At 58.5% G+C, this 12,964-nt stretch carries 14 protein-coding genes and 1 other RNA gene; 5 read left to right on the top strand and 10 right to left on the bottom strand.

Annotation, left to right across the window (positions count from 1 at the left end; translation table 11 throughout):
- Nucleotides 1-19: 19 nt before the first annotated feature.
- Complete coding sequence (locus Q1A74_RS09175; protein ID WP_299594958.1) at nucleotides 20-2,923, top strand: pitrilysin family protein; 2,904 nt, start codon at nucleotides 20-22, stop codon at nucleotides 2,921-2,923.
- Between the two features lie 27 nt (nucleotides 2,924-2,950).
- Here Q1A74_RS09175 and Q1A74_RS09180 read toward each other — a convergent pair whose 3' ends face one another.
- Both Q1A74_RS09180 and Q1A74_RS09185 read right to left on the bottom strand, forming a co-directional pair.
- A complete protein-coding gene (locus Q1A74_RS09180) occupies nucleotides 2,951-3,193 on the bottom strand; it encodes a VF530 family protein (RefSeq protein ID WP_299594960.1) in 243 nt (80 codons plus the stop codon).
- A gap of 144 nt (nucleotides 3,194-3,337) precedes the next feature.
- A complete protein-coding gene (locus tag Q1A74_RS09185; protein WP_299594962.1) occupies nucleotides 3,338-3,757 on the bottom strand; it encodes a hypothetical protein in 420 nt (139 codons plus the stop codon).
- Nucleotides 3,758-4,045: 288 nt separating this feature from the next.
- Between Q1A74_RS09185 and Q1A74_RS09190 the strand changes: the two genes are divergently transcribed.
- Nucleotides 4,046-5,287, top strand: a complete 1,242-nt coding sequence (locus Q1A74_RS09190) for an OmpA family protein (protein ID WP_299594964.1) — start codon at nucleotides 4,046-4,048, stop codon at nucleotides 5,285-5,287.
- A 101-nt stretch (nucleotides 5,288-5,388) separates the two neighbouring features.
- Here the strand turns inward: Q1A74_RS09190 and Q1A74_RS09195 are convergent, their stop codons facing one another.
- Nucleotides 5,389-6,444, bottom strand: coding sequence for an AraC family transcriptional regulator (locus tag Q1A74_RS09195; protein WP_299594966.1), 1,056 nt, complete (start codon nucleotides 6,442-6,444; stop codon nucleotides 5,389-5,391).
- Nucleotides 6,445-6,653: 209 nt separating this feature from the next.
- Between Q1A74_RS09195 and Q1A74_RS09200 the strand changes: the two genes are divergently transcribed.
- Entirely contained in the window at nucleotides 6,654-7,007 is a 354-nt protein-coding gene (locus Q1A74_RS09200) for a helix-turn-helix domain-containing protein (RefSeq protein WP_299594968.1), read from the top strand.
- 15 nt (nucleotides 7,008-7,022) lie between these two features.
- Here the strand turns inward: Q1A74_RS09200 and Q1A74_RS09205 are convergent, their stop codons facing one another.
- The 3 genes from Q1A74_RS09205 to rpiA form a co-directional block, all read right to left on the bottom strand.
- Complete coding sequence (locus Q1A74_RS09205) at nucleotides 7,023-7,367, bottom strand: DUF4168 domain-containing protein (protein ID WP_299594970.1); 345 nt, start codon at nucleotides 7,365-7,367, stop codon at nucleotides 7,023-7,025.
- A gap of 201 nt (nucleotides 7,368-7,568) precedes the next feature.
- Nucleotides 7,569-8,195 (bottom strand): transglycosylase SLT domain-containing protein, encoded by a 627-nt coding sequence (locus Q1A74_RS09210; RefSeq protein WP_299594972.1) that lies wholly within the window; start codon nucleotides 8,193-8,195, stop codon nucleotides 7,569-7,571.
- Nucleotides 8,196-8,213: 18 nt separating this feature from the next.
- Nucleotides 8,214-8,891, bottom strand: a complete 678-nt coding sequence (gene rpiA / locus Q1A74_RS09215) for a ribose-5-phosphate isomerase RpiA (RefSeq protein WP_299595589.1) — start codon at nucleotides 8,889-8,891, stop codon at nucleotides 8,214-8,216.
- A 160-nt stretch (nucleotides 8,892-9,051) separates the two neighbouring features.
- On the opposite strand from rpiA, the gene ilvA reads away from it, so the two are divergent.
- The gene (ilvA, locus tag Q1A74_RS09220) at nucleotides 9,052-10,590 is read left to right on the top strand and encodes a threonine ammonia-lyase, biosynthetic (protein WP_299594974.1); all 1,539 of its coding nucleotides are present in this window, start codon (nucleotides 9,052-9,054) and stop codon (nucleotides 10,588-10,590) included.
- 368 nt (nucleotides 10,591-10,958) lie between these two features.
- Nucleotides 10,959-11,102 carry a hypothetical protein gene (locus Q1A74_RS09225; RefSeq protein ID WP_299594976.1) on the top strand — a complete coding sequence of 48 codons (144 nt, stop codon included), beginning with the start codon at nucleotides 10,959-10,961 and terminating at the stop codon, nucleotides 11,100-11,102.
- A gap of 94 nt (nucleotides 11,103-11,196) precedes the next feature.
- On the opposite strand, the gene Q1A74_RS09230 is transcribed toward Q1A74_RS09225, so the two are convergent.
- The 4 genes from Q1A74_RS09230 to Q1A74_RS09245 all read right to left on the bottom strand — a co-directional run bounded on the left by Q1A74_RS09230 (nucleotide 11,197) and on the right by Q1A74_RS09245 (nucleotide 12,761).
- Complete coding sequence (locus Q1A74_RS09230) at nucleotides 11,197-11,826, bottom strand: 5-formyltetrahydrofolate cyclo-ligase (protein WP_299594978.1); 630 nt, start codon at nucleotides 11,824-11,826, stop codon at nucleotides 11,197-11,199.
- Between the two features lie 74 nt (nucleotides 11,827-11,900).
- Nucleotides 11,901-12,080: non-coding RNA, 6S RNA (gene ssrS / locus Q1A74_RS09235), on the bottom strand.
- A 163-nt stretch (nucleotides 12,081-12,243) separates the two neighbouring features.
- A complete protein-coding gene (locus Q1A74_RS09240; RefSeq protein WP_299594980.1) occupies nucleotides 12,244-12,558 on the bottom strand; it encodes a cell division protein ZapA in 315 nt (104 codons plus the stop codon).
- Nucleotides 12,555-12,761: a TIGR02449 family protein gene (locus Q1A74_RS09245; RefSeq protein ID WP_299594982.1), complete on the bottom strand. Its 207-nt coding sequence runs from the start codon at nucleotides 12,759-12,761 to the stop codon at nucleotides 12,555-12,557. Before Q1A74_RS09245 ends, Q1A74_RS09240 begins: the two co-directional genes overlap by 4 nt.
- Between the last annotated feature and the right edge of the window lie 203 nt (nucleotides 12,762-12,964).

Below are 12,964 nucleotides of genomic sequence, written 5' to 3' on the forward strand. Positions count from 1 at the left end.
CAATGCAAAGGATCGCCCCATGCCCCGCAACCTTACCGCCTCCCTGGCGCTGCTGACCGCACTTTCCATCCCGGCTCCCGGCCTGTTCGGCTGCGACCGCTCCAATGCCCAGTCCGAGCCGAAGCCACAAACAGAGGCGGCGTCAAAAGCCCCGGCCGAGCAAGAGACCAAGCCAGATTTCTCCATCGACTACCAGCAGTTCCAGCTGGAGAACGGCCTCAATGTGCTTTTCCACATCGACCGCTCCGATCCGGTGGTGGCGGTGTCGCTGACCGCCCATGTCGGCTCGGCGCGGGAGAAGGAAGGGCGCACCGGCTTTGCGCACCTGTTCGAGCACTTGCTGTTCCTGGAGTCGGAGAACCTGGGCAAGGGCGGGCTGGATGCGATGAGTGCGCGTATTGGCGGTTCCGGGGCCAATGGTTCCACTTCCCGGGATGTCACCAATTACTACCAGACGGTGCCCAAGGATGCACTGGAGAAGATGCTGTGGGCGGAGGCGGACAAGCTGGGCTGGTTTATCAATACGGTGACCGACCCGGTGCTGGCGAAAGAAAAGCAGGTGGTGAAGAACGAGAAGCGCCAGGGTGTGGATAACCGCCCCTATGGCCACAGCCAGTATGTGGTCGATCGCAACCTCTACCCGGAGGGCCACCCCTACAGCTGGCAGGTGATCGGTTCGCTGGAGGATCTGGACAATGCCACCCTGGACGATGTGAAGACCTTCTTCCGCCGCTGGTATGTGCCCAACAATGTGACCTTGGTGGTGGCCGGAGATTTTGATCCCAAAGAGGCCAAGGCGCTGGTGCAGAAGTACTTTGGTGAGATCCCCGCGGGGGAGGCCATCGAGCGTGCGCCCAAGCAGCCGGTCACCCTGAAGGAAACCAGGCGACTGTATTACGAGGATAACTTTGCCCGCCAGCCCCAGCTGAGTATGGCCTGGCCGACGGTGCCGCGTTACAGCGCAGACAGTTACCCGCTGGCGGTACTGTCGGCATATCTCTCCGTCGGCAAACGCGCGCCTCTGTATCGGGTGCTGGTGGAAGACGAGCAGCTGACCGCGTATGTGGCCATGAGTGCCTATGAATCGGAGCTGGCGGGACAGATGCAACTGGAAGTGCAGGCGTTTGCCGGTGGCAATCTGGACGATGTGTATAAGGGTATCGAGAAAGGCTTTGCCCTGTTTGAAAAAGAGGGTATTGCGGAAGAGGACCTGGAACGAATCAAGGCGGGCCAGGAAGTGGCGTTTTATAACAGCCTCTCCAGTGTGCTGGGCAAGGGCTTCCAACTGGCCCAGTATCAGATTTACGCGGATGACCCGGGTTATGTGAGCAAGGATATCGAGCGGTTGCTGGCGGTCACCGGGGAGGACGTAAAGCGGGTGTACGACAAGTACATCAAGAACAAGCCCTATGTGGCGACGAGCTTTGTCCCCAAGGGGGAAAAGGCGCTGGCGCTGTCCGGTTCCACGGCCGCGCAGGTTGTGGAAGAGAAGGTTGTCAATGGCGCGGAAGCACAGTTCGATGCCTCCGCCAGTGCCGAGTACGAGAAAACCCCGTCGAAGATCGACCGCTCCAAAGAGCCGGCGTACGGTGATCCGGCGCAGACCACAGTGCCGGACGTATGGCAGGGCAAGCTCGAGAACGGGATCGAAGTTTTCGGTATCGAAAACAGTGAAGTGCCGGTTGTGACCTTCAGCCTGGTGATTGACGGCGGTATGTTGCAGGAGAGCATCGACAAGACCGGTGTTGCCAACCTCACCGCCATGTTGATGGAGCGCGGGACCAAAAATCGCACTCCGGAAGAGCTGGAAACGGCGATCCAGAAACTCGGCGCCAGCATCAGTGTTTCTGCCGGGCAGGATGCGTTCCGCTTTGATGTGACCACCCTGGCGCGCAACTTCAATGAAGTGTTCGCGCTGTTGCAGGAAATGCTGCTGGAGCCGCGCTGGGACGAGAAGGAGCTGGTACTGGCGAAGAAGAGTGTTACCAGCCAGATCAAACGCGCGGAAGGGGAGCCCAATGCCATTGCCCGCAAGACCTTTGCACGCCTGCTGCACGGCAAAAACAGTATCCGCGGATACAGCGGTCTGGGCACCGAGCAATCCGTGGCGGCGATTACCATGGATGATCTCAAGGCCTACTACAAAAATTACCTGTCGCCGTCTGTGGCTAACGCCCATGTGGTGGGGGATATCACCCGCGGTGATTTCCTGAAGTCTGCCGGGCAGCTGGCCAAAGAATGGCCGGCTAAACCCGTAAAAATCCCCAATCCCGCATCCGAACCGGCTGCGCCAGGAATCTATTTTGTGGATGTGGCGGATGCCAAGCAGTCGGTACTGCGCATCGGCCGCCTGGTGATGCCTGTAGTGTCGGAGGATTACTATCCGGCGGTGTTCACCAATTATATTCTCGGCGGTGGCGGCTTTGCCTCCCGTCTTACTCAGGAGCTGCGCGAGGGCAAGGGATATACCTACGGTATCGGCTCCAGTGTCAGCGGCGGAAAGACGGAAGGCCAGTTCGCCATCGGCACCGGTGTGCGCGCCAATGTTACCGCGGATTCCACACAGCTGATTCACGACATTCTCAAGCAGTACGCGCCAACCTATTCAGAAAAGGATCTGGAAACCTCCCGCTCCTACCTGGTGCGCGCTAATACCCGCGCGTTTGAAACGGCGCGGGCCAAACTCGGCCTGCTGGAAAGCATGAGCGAATACGGCTGGCCCGCAGACTACGTGCGCGAGCGCGAAGCGACCGCCGAGGCGATGACTATTCCGAAAGTGCAGAAGATTGCCGAGGAATATATGCAGCCAGATTCGATGATCTGGCTGGTAGTGGGCGACCGCGCAACCCAGTTCTCCGGCCTGGAAAAACTGGGATTAGGGGAGGTGACGTTGCTCAAGCCAGGTGAGGATACGCCGCATTAAACAGGTGCTTCAGATCCAGCCTTTTGATCAGCGTTTTACCCAGGGATTGTCGTCGGTAAAGGTCGTGATATACAGCGCTTCCACCTTATCTCTTGCCCAGGGCGTCTTGCGCAGAAATTTGAGGCTGGATTTTATCGACGGGTCTTTTTTGAAGCAGTTGATGTCGATTCGCTCAGCCAGCCCTTCCCAGCCGTAGTGTGCTTCCAGCTCTTCCACGATAGTGGCCAGCTTGATGCCGTGGAGGGGGTTGTTGGGCTGGGAATCGTGCATACCGTGAATACTCTTTGGTGTGGGAGCGTATACCTTGAGTAACTCCCGGAAAATGATCAGCCCATTATCTCATTAGTGCATGCATAAATCCGCTGCACCTGGGGATCTGGGCAGGCGTGAGATATTGCCACTGGGCGCGACCGGTTAGAAGTGCGTATTGACGGCGGTATCGGGTATGTCATCGCCTTTGCGCTCCGGCACAGAGTAGGCCACACCCCGGCACTCCATATAGGTTTGGCAGGCCCCATAGGCGGCGGTGCCGCAAGCCTCAACAACCAGGCCATTTCCCCCCATTTTTTGCGTGCGTACTTTCAGGTCCCGAACCAGAGCAGATTTGCTCGCCTTGCGCTCGTTGATCTTTTCCTGGCAGTAGGACGCTTCCACAAAGCCCAGGGTAGTGGCGTTGTACTGGCTGATTTCAGAAATTGTATATTCCCGAACAATTGAGGCGCCGATACGGTCGGAAACATAGGGCCCGGCGTTGGTATTGAATTGAATGCCATTGCAGCCGGCAAAGGAAAGTGCGCATAACGCAATTCCTGCGAGAGTGAGTTTGTGGTGCATCTGGCCTCCGTTATCGGTCGTTATTATGGGGTTCACAGCTTGGTCCGGTTAATCCTATAGACCTGAACGGGGCATGCAAGTTTCCCGCCCGCCACGTAGTTCGGAGAGTAGCGGACTTCCGGTCGAGTTGTACGGCGCTTGTCTGGGCATTCAGTATCGCGATGCACCATAAGTTCAATATTCTGAATCGACCTAACCGGATGAATTTACTGCCGTACACTGTTGAGAGTGGTTCCAACAAACACGGCCGCAAGGCTCGTAACCGCAACGCAATCGCGAGGTACACAAATGGCTGACAATCTATTGGAAATGGCGGTACGCCATTTGGGGGCATCGGGTCTGAGTTCGCTGGGCAGCGCTCTGGGGCTTGGTGATGGCAAAGCCGAGTCCGCATTTACAACCGGCGCCGCCTCGGTGCTGGCAGGTATGTTGAACAAGGCGGGCAGCGAAAGCGGCCTTGGTGCGCTGCTGAATATGGCCACCAAAAGTACCAGCATGGATCTGTCGTCACCGTCTGACATATTTGCCAGCGCGGACAAGATGACCAGCCTCCAGGATGTGGGCGGTAGCATGCTCGACTCACTGTTCGGTTCTAACCGCGGCGGTGTGACGAACGTGATTTCGAGTGCACTGGGCCTCGACAGTACCAAAAGCGGCTCGCTATTGCGTATTGCCGCACCGGTAATCATGTCGCTGGTGGGTAAACTGGTGAAAAGCAAAGGCCTGAATATGGAAGGCCTGGCGGCACTGCTGCTGGGGCAGAAAACCCATATCAAAGATCAGTTACCCCCCGGCCTGATGAAAGAGTTGGGCGCAAGTAATCTGGACGAGCTGGCGGAGCGCACGGTGGTGGAAACCACTCCGCGTCAGACTGCTCAAGCCGCGCATACGCCTCCTCCGGTCAAGAAAAGCGGTATGGGGAAATGGCTGTGGCCATTGCTGATAGCGCTCGGTGTACTGTGGGCGCTGAACATGTGTGCCAAGAAAGAAAAAGTGGACGATGGTTCCGGTGTGGTGATGGAGCAGGACGAGGTGATCGTGGAGGAAACACCGGCGGATCCTACGCTGGATGACGGCACCACCGCGGCCCCGGATTCCACAACTCCCGATGCCACCACAGACAGCGGCGATTTTGGTCAGTCGTTCCAGGAGTACCTGAACAACGCCAATCGCGATCCGAACCGCGAATTCGCGCTGAATATCGAGTTCCCGACCGATGGCAGCATGCCGAACGCGGCGTCACTACCAGACGTGCAGACGCTGATTAAAATCATGCAGGATAACCCGGGATTGTCGGTCGCTATCGAAGGGCATACCGACACGGACGGCGATGCCGGCGCAAACCAGAAATTGTCGGAGTCCCGCGCCCAGGCGGTGATGAAAATGCTGGTGGATGCCGGTATTGATTCCTCCCGCATCAAGGCGGTAGGCATGGGCCCAGCGGATCCAGTCGCCGACAACAGTACCGAGGAAGGCAAGCAGAAGAACCGTCGCATTGCGGTGAAGGTGACTTCCTTCGATCAGCAATAGCTTCTGGTTACTGTCCTAAACAAAAAAACCCGCGGCGTGCCGCGGGTTTTTTTATGGGAGGCGAACCTGTTCCGGTATACGGTATTCCCGCGCTGTTTTTATTATCCGCGATGTTTGTCCCGGTAGGCGCCGGGGGCGAGCCCGGTCCATTTCTTAAAGGCGCGGTTGAAGGCGCTGGGTTCTGAGAACCCGAGCCGCTCGGCAATTTCTGCCACCGCGGTTTCCTGTTGTTTCAGCTGGTACATGGCCATATCCCGGCGCACGGAATCCTTGATGTCCTGCCAGCTGTTGCCTTCGTCTTTGAGGCGGCGACGCAAGGTTTGTGGAGAGGTATAAAGGCGCTCCGCTACATCGTCCAGAGACAGGTTTTCGATCCCGTTATCCCCCTGCAGCATGCGGCGGATACGGCCGGTAAAGCTGTTGTCGGATTTGTACTGGGTCAGCAGGCACTCGGGGGCGCGGGCGAGGAATTCACTGAGCTGCTGGGCGTCGCGCGCCAGCGGCATACTCAGGTAACGGGTGTTGAACACCAGGCAGGTTTCCGGCTGGTTGAAGTAGTGCCGACACGGGAACATATCGTTGTAGTCTTCGTCGTAATCCGGCGGTGGGAAGGCGAGGTGAACCCGCTCCAGCAAAATGGTGCGGTCGATCATCCAGCTGAAAAAGCGCAGCCAGATTACCGCCATGGATTCTACAAAATTCTGGTTGGGGAGTTGCTTGTGGTTTTCGTGATGGAAGATCAGCTGCGCTTCCTCGCCATTTTCTACCAGCTTGATGTGAATGTCGTCGCTCACCATGGCCACAAAGCGGCTGGAGCGCAGTAGTGCGCGGCGCAGGGTGGGGCAGGTGATGGTGGCGTGGCCCATCATGGCAAAGGTGCCCGGGAGCCAGGGGCGGGCAAGATAGCCGCCCGATTCGTCGCCCAGCTGATCCCACAGCAGTCGCAGCAGTCGCGCCAGTTGTTCGCGGCCAATACGCGCGCCGGGAGCAGTGGTTGCGGCGGGTTCGATACCGGCGTCGCACAGCAGCTGGTCGCAATCGATCCCGGCGGCGCGGGCACCGGCCAGATGGGCAAATACCGCGGCGGCCAGAATGCCCGGTGCGGTGTATTCCTTTGCTGGCTGATCCGTGTTCTGAACGAGGGCTTCGGTTTCCACAGGCACGCTTCCACTGTCAGTGAGGTGTGATCCCGGGGCATGTAGCGCGACCGGAATCCGAGTCATGAAAAAGTGGGATGATTATGCAAAAAGGTGCATAAAAAGTCCCGCGTTGTGCGGATTGGAATGCGGGGGGATTTGGAAGTACGGGCGCTGTATGTGCTACAAATGCATTCGACTACCCATTCACTGCGAGACAGGAAGGCGCCATGGCCGATCTCCACACCGATTCCAGCCCCGGGCTCAACCTCAACCCCACCATCTGCCGCCGCCTGCTGGTGGCCTACCTGATTGAAAGGCTGCCGCGGCCGAACAATCCTGCCCTGGAAGACATCACCGGCTGGCCGCGCCGTACGATTCAGGATGTGATTGCCAAGGGGTTGCCGGGGCATGGAACGCTGGTGGAATTTGTGCAGCAGGGGGTGCGTAACAACGATGGATATTACGAGCTGAGTGACTGGGGTTCTATTGACGGGGAATGGGTGCGTGCGCACCTGGCAGATATCGCCAGGGTGCTTGAGCTGGCGCCGGATCAGATTCCGGCACCGGACTCGGGCGTCTAATCGTGGCCGATGCGGTTACTGCGCGCTGGCCGATTCCTGCAGAATATTATTCACCCGTTGCAGCAGCGCAGGGTCGTTGCGCAGTTGGGTGGCAATGCCTTGATACTCTTCCTTGCTCAGGCCGGCACCTTTTACCGCGGCGACCATTTTGGACTGGGCTTCCACATTGATGGCTTCGGCAGCGGCGGCATCGGCGGCAGCTTTGATTTTGGGTGCGTATTCCTGGCTCAGGGTAACGATGGAGCGGTAGGCGTCGGCAAACTTGTGCAGCTGGGTATCGCTCACTGCGGTTTCGGCAAAGGCACTGGAAACGGCGAGAGCCAGAGCAAGTGCGGCGGAATAGATGGCGGTCGGCTTCATGGAGCACCTCTCATTATCGAAAAAAACGCATCTGTGCGGAGTTGCACGCCCAGCGTAGGTTGAGGGCTACAGAGCCTTGGCATTGATCGGGTGCTGCAAAGCGCTGTCTGCAAAGGGTAGTTGGTATTCCGAAGGGTTTGCGCAATTCGCCGCCAGATCAGGCTGGCGGCGAAGATTTTGTGCGCCGGTATCGGGGCGGGCTCAGAAGATACCGAGGAATTTTTTACGCTTCTTGAGCGAGGCTTCGCAACTGTTCAACTGCCGCTGATAGCTTTGTGCCCGCGCGGAGACCTTGTGGGCCACATTTGTTAGCCATTTTTTATTGCGGTAAGTGCGGCGGTTAAACCCGCCCTGTCCTTCGTGATAGGCGAGGTACAGGTGGTAAGTATCGTTAGGCTTGATTCGGCACTGGCGCTGGCTGGTGTTGTGGTACCAACCGACAAAGTCGATGGCATCCTCGAAGTCGTCGCGGTCACCGCGGTAATTGCCAGTGGCCCGCTGGTAGCCTTTCCAGGTGGACCCCAGGGCCTGTGAATAGCCGTAGGCATCGGACGGGCGCGGGCCGGGAATGATCCACAGGATTTTGGTGCGCGGCGGTTTCGCATCGTGCACAAAACGGGATTCCTGGTGCAGGGTGGCCATCATGGTGGCGATGGGGGTGTTCCACTTGCGTGCGGACTTGGCGGCGTCGTGATACCAGTCGTCTTTCTCGCGGAATATTTCACAGAGATCGTCGGTATTGCTGGGCGGTGTGGTGGCGCAGCCCGCGGCCAGCAACAGCGGCAGGGCGAGCAGCGCCAGTTTCAGTTTCTTATTCTTGAAAATCATCAGCTCTCAAACAATGGCTTAAACTTTTGACTTCACCGTCTTCACACCGTCGGCGGTGCCGAGCAACAGAATGTCGGCGGGGCGCGCTGCGAAGAGGCCATTGGTAACTACGCCGGTGATATTGTTGATGGCGTCTTCAAGCTCCAGCGGCTTGGCAATCTGCATATTGTGCACGTCGAGGATGACATTGCCATTGTCGGTGGTCACACCCTCGCGGTACACCGGGTCACCACCCAGCTTGACCAGTTCGCGTGCGACATAGGAGCGGGCCATGGGGATGACCTCCACCGGCAACGGGAAATTGCCCAGAACCGGCACCCATTTGCTTTCATCGGCAATACAGACAAACTCTTCAGAGCAGGCAGCGACGATTTTTTCGCGGGTGAGCGCGGCACCACCGCCCTTGATCAGTTGCAGCAGCGGGTTGGTTTCATCGGCGCCGTCCACGTAGACACGGATGCCGTCTACCGCGTTCAGGTCGTAGACCGGGATGCCGTGGGACTTGAGGCGTTCCGCCGAGGCATCGGAGCTGGCGACAGTTCCGTCAAACAGGCCCTTCTTCTCCGCCAGAAAGTCGATGAAGTAGTTGGCGGTGGAGCCGGTACCCACGCCTACAATGGTGTCGGCGTCCAGCATGGGGGTGATGTACTCCACCGCGGCGCGGGCGACGTCCTGCTTGAGTTGATCCTGATCGATGGGCTCTTTCATGTGGAAAAGCTTCCTTGTGCAATATTTGCGATAAAAACGCCCGTTCGCGAAGCATTTTTCGCGTAAAACCGGCCTTCGTGTAGCTTTGCTGCTGCGTAGCGATTAGACTGGCGGGCTCCCTAACATCTACCGGCTGCCGATTTCTGTCATGCCCAAGTCCTATATCAAGCGCATTTTAGACGCGCGCATTTACGATGTCGCCATCGAAACCCCACTGGAGCCGATGCGCCAGTTGTCGCACCGCCTTGGCAACCGTGTTCTGCTGAAGCGGGAAGACCTGCAACCGGTGTTCTCTTTCAAAATTCGCGGCGCCTATAACAAACTCCTGCAGCTGGCACCGGAGCAGCGCGCCAAAGGCGTGATTGCGGCCTCGGCGGGCAACCATGCCCAGGGGCTTGCCCTCGGCGCCCAGCAGTTGGGGGTGCGTGCCACCATCGTAATGCCTTCCACTACGCCGGCGATCAAGGTGAACGCCGTGCGCATGCGCGGCGCGGAAGTGGTGCTGCACGGCGATACCTTCGACGAGGCAGCGGCACTGGCCAAGCAGCTGGTGGAGGAGCGCGGCCTGGTGTTTATTCACCCCTACGACGATCCCGATGTCATTGCCGGCCAGGGTACGGTAGCGATGGAGCTGTTGCGCCAGCATCCGGGTAATCTCGACGCCGTGTTCATTCCTGTGGGCGGCGGTGGCCTGGCCGCCGGTATGGCGGCCTATATCAAGTACGTGCGCCCGGAGATCAAGGTCTACGCGGTGGAGCCGGAAGATGCGGCCTGCCTCAAGCTGGCGATGGGCGAGGGCAACCGCGAAGGGCGCCTGCCGCAGGTGGGCCTGTTCGCCGACGGTGTGGCGGTGGCGCAGATTGGCGAGGAAACCTATCGCGTGCTGCGCGAGACCATCGATGGTGTGATCACCGTAACCACCGATGAGATCTGCGCGGCGATCAAAGACATCTTCGAGGATACCCGCTCTATTGCGGAGCCCGCTGGTGCCGTGGGCCTGGCCGGGCTGAAAAAATACGCGGATCAGAGCGGCGAGCAGAACCAGGCACTGGCGACCGTGTGCAGTGGCGCCAATACCAATTTCGATCGCCTGCGCTATATCAGCGAACGCACAGAAATCGGTGAGAAGCGCGAGGCTGTGCTCGCGGTCACCATTCCGGAAAAGGCCGGCAGCTACCTGCAGTTTTGCCGGGATCTGGGCGACCGCTCGATCACCGAGTTTAACTATCGATACGCCAACAGCGGCGAAGCGCATATCTTTGTGGGCATCCAGGTGACCACCGATGTCGACCGCGCCCAGTTGATCGCTCAGCTGGAGAGCGGCGGCTACCAGGTCACCGACCTCACCGACAACGAGATGGCCAAGCTGCATATCCGCCACCTGGTCGGCGGGCGTGCACCGGGGATTGAAGACGAGGTGGTGTACCGCTTCGAATTCCCCGAGCGCCCCGGGGCTCTGCGGAAGTTCCTCGAGCAACTGGCGGGGCGCTGGAATATCACCCTGTTCCACTACCGCAACCACGGTGCCGCCTACGGACGTGTGCTGGTGGGGCTGGAAGTGGCCAAGGATGAGCGCCCAGCGCTCAGGGCACTGCTGGACCAATTGCACTACCCCTTCTGGGAAGAAACCGAGAACCCGGCCTACCGGTTCTTCCTGTCGCGGACGCGCGAACCTGAGAAAAGCTGAGGAAAATCGGCGACTGGCGGGTGCTACCTCTTAAAAACAGTGCGTCAGTCGCTATTTTTTGCGGCGAGTAGATCACCCCTGGGGATCTGTCGAACTTGCAATTCTCAAAGTGTGAGCGTTTTCTCAAAAAAAAGATCTTGACGGGTTACTATTTGGGCATCGATCGAGTATCTTTTGACCGGTGATTTGCCCAGTTGGGTTAGCCTGAAAGCAGATTTCGGGGATTCACAGGGCTCATGAGAGCTTTGTGCTTCTGCCGGGAACTTTCCGGTTGTCTGTGGTCCAAATCGCCACTGGCGGCAAAGATCGCCGGTTTAATAAAAAGAGTTCGCGAACAAAAAGAATTCAAATCTTACAGGATGGTCCCCATGAAACCCGATGCATTGACACTCGCTGTAGTTGTCTTTGTTGCGGGCGTACTGCTGAGCAGTTCCGGTCTGACCGAGGTGTTCTCTTCCGACCAGGAAGAAGAAGCCCCGGCGGCCCTGCAGCAGGGAGTGGTCACTCGCTGACCCCTTCGCTCGCCGGCTGATGCCAAAGCAAAAAAGCCGAACCCCTGGAAACAGCGGTTCGGCTTTTTTGTGCCTGTGGGAAAGTGGCTGGCGGCTAAGCGCGTCGGTACAGGCGCTGATCCGTAGCCACCAGCTTCAGCGGGATATCCCAGCTTTCCACCGGCAGGTGCTCAACGCACTGCAACTGGTGGGCGACTCCCACAAGGTGCGGGCCAGTGCCCGGACGCTGGTGTTTGAACGCAAAGGTGCGGTCGTAATAGCCAGCGCCCATACCGAGCCGCGCGCCACTGGGGTCGAAAGCCACCAGTGGCAGTAGCACCAGGTCCAGCCGCTCCGGGCTGATCGATGTGCTCCGTCCCACCACCGGCTCCGGTATTCCGTAACGGTTGCGAAAGCGCAGTGTGGCGCCGGGCCAGTGTAGAAAGGTCATGGCGGTGCGCGCAGCCCGCGGCAGAGCCGGCAGGTAGAAGCGCTTGTGGGGAAAGCGCTTTAGCAGCGGGCGCGGATCTATCTCGCCGTCCATCGGCCAGTAGAGGCCGATATGGCGGGCGCGTTTCAGTTCCGGGCACAGTGCCAGCCGGGCACACAGGCGGCGGCTGGCCATTCGCTGGCGGTGCGCACTGAGTGCACGACGCGCGGCGCGAATCTTGCGACGCAGCTGTTGCTTGGACGCCGTCTGAGTGGCTGGTGTGTGGCTGGGTGGCGCAGTCAAGGAGTCTGGCATTGGTAGTGCTGTCAGAGCGGGCTGCCCGGGTCGGACGACCACTCCCGAAAAGGAATATTAGGGGAAGGGAAATTAGGTGCCCCGAAAATGCGGCTGATGACATAGCCTTGAACCGTAAGGCTCAAGGTGGGGGTTTCCGGAATGCATAAGGCTTTCCGCTGCATGGCGGACTTGCACACCAACATCCGCTGGGAACCTCCAGGGTAGAATTATCGGCTCAGGACATAGTCAACTGGCCAACACTTCAGGGCGAGGAATAAGTATACCCCTTGTGGCAATCATTGGCTAAACGGACTTTCCCGCCAAAATGTGCATTTTGACGATAGTCAAGTGACGAGGGTGCCGCGCATCGGTCGCGACAAATCAGGATGCGTCGGGCGAGTGCGGGTGGAGAGTTGCGGGGAGGGAGAGACCGGATTACAGGTTGTCGAACTTTTCCAGCGCGGCCTGTACCTTTTCATGCAGGCGGTCGAGCATCTGTTCTTCTACTGGCTGCCGGGCGAGTTCGGCCTTGGCCTGGATCAGCTCGTGAGCAATATTCAGCGCCGCCATCACTGCGATGCGTTCGGCACCGATGACACTGCCGCCATTGCGAATTTTGGCCATGCGTTCGTTGAGCAGTTTTGCCGATGCCTGCAGGCCGGCCTGCTCTTCTTCCGAGCAGGCAACGCGATACTCTTTGTCGAGGATCGTTACCGCGACTGTCGCTGGGTTGTGCGCTTTACTGCTCATCGATTTTCTTGGCCCAGGCCCTTGAGCCGGTTGATCATGGTTTCAACTCGGCTGCGAGCCACTTCGTTGTTTTTTATTAGCCGTTGGCGCTCTTGCAGCCACTGGCCTTCCTGCTCGCGCAGCACGCGATTGTCTGCAGCCAGCTGCTGGCACTGCTGCAACAGTGAGTCCAGCTTAAGTTCTAACGCCTGTATTTTATCCATAATTCCTGCGTGTTCCGTGGTCCTCCCATTCCCGTGACAGATCCGCAACTGTCCTGCGACCTGCGCGAGGCGGGGGATTCCGCTACTATATTGCCGGTGTATTTGGGGGTCAATTGCCCCCGTTGACTAAGTGCGTGCCAGTGTGGCGTTGATATGGGTTGAGACCAGTCAATATTTCGCCACTTTGGTGATTTATTCGCACA

It is taken from the genome of uncultured Microbulbifer sp. (assembly GCF_947504145.1).
In the GTDB taxonomy this organism is placed as follows: Bacteria; Pseudomonadota; Gammaproteobacteria; order Pseudomonadales; family Cellvibrionaceae; genus Microbulbifer.

Excerpts from the sequence above, each read along its gene's own strand:
- Q1A74_RS09210 (WP_299594972.1), bottom strand. The coding sequence starts at position 8,195 with ATGATTTTCAAGAATAAGAAACTGAAACTGGCGCTGCTCGCCCTGCCG.
- Q1A74_RS09240 (WP_299594980.1), bottom strand. The coding sequence starts at position 12,558 with ATGAGCAGTAAAGCGCACAACCCAGCGACAGTCGCGGTAACGATCCTC.
- Q1A74_RS09185 (WP_299594962.1), bottom strand. The coding sequence starts at position 3,757 with ATGCACCACAAACTCACTCTCGCAGGAATTGCGTTATGCGCACTTTCC.
- Q1A74_RS09190 (WP_299594964.1), top strand. The coding sequence starts at position 4,046 with ATGGCTGACAATCTATTGGAAATGGCGGTACGCCATTTGGGGGCATCG.
- Q1A74_RS09245 (WP_299594982.1), bottom strand. The coding sequence starts at position 12,761 with ATGGATAAAATACAGGCGTTAGAACTTAAGCTGGACTCACTGTTGCAG.
- Q1A74_RS09225 (WP_299594976.1), top strand. The coding sequence starts at position 10,959 with ATGAAACCCGATGCATTGACACTCGCTGTAGTTGTCTTTGTTGCGGGC.
- Q1A74_RS09200 (WP_299594968.1), top strand. The coding sequence starts at position 6,654 with ATGGCCGATCTCCACACCGATTCCAGCCCCGGGCTCAACCTCAACCCC.
- Q1A74_RS09180 (WP_299594960.1), bottom strand. The coding sequence starts at position 3,193 with ATGCACGATTCCCAGCCCAACAACCCCCTCCACGGCATCAAGCTGGCC.
- Q1A74_RS09230 (WP_299594978.1), bottom strand. The coding sequence starts at position 11,826 with ATGCCAGACTCCTTGACTGCGCCACCCAGCCACACACCAGCCACTCAG.
- Q1A74_RS09205 (WP_299594970.1), bottom strand. The coding sequence starts at position 7,367 with ATGAAGCCGACCGCCATCTATTCCGCCGCACTTGCTCTGGCTCTCGCC.
- ilvA (WP_299594974.1), top strand. The coding sequence starts at position 9,052 with ATGCCCAAGTCCTATATCAAGCGCATTTTAGACGCGCGCATTTACGAT.
- Q1A74_RS09175 (WP_299594958.1), top strand. The coding sequence starts at position 20 with ATGCCCCGCAACCTTACCGCCTCCCTGGCGCTGCTGACCGCACTTTCC.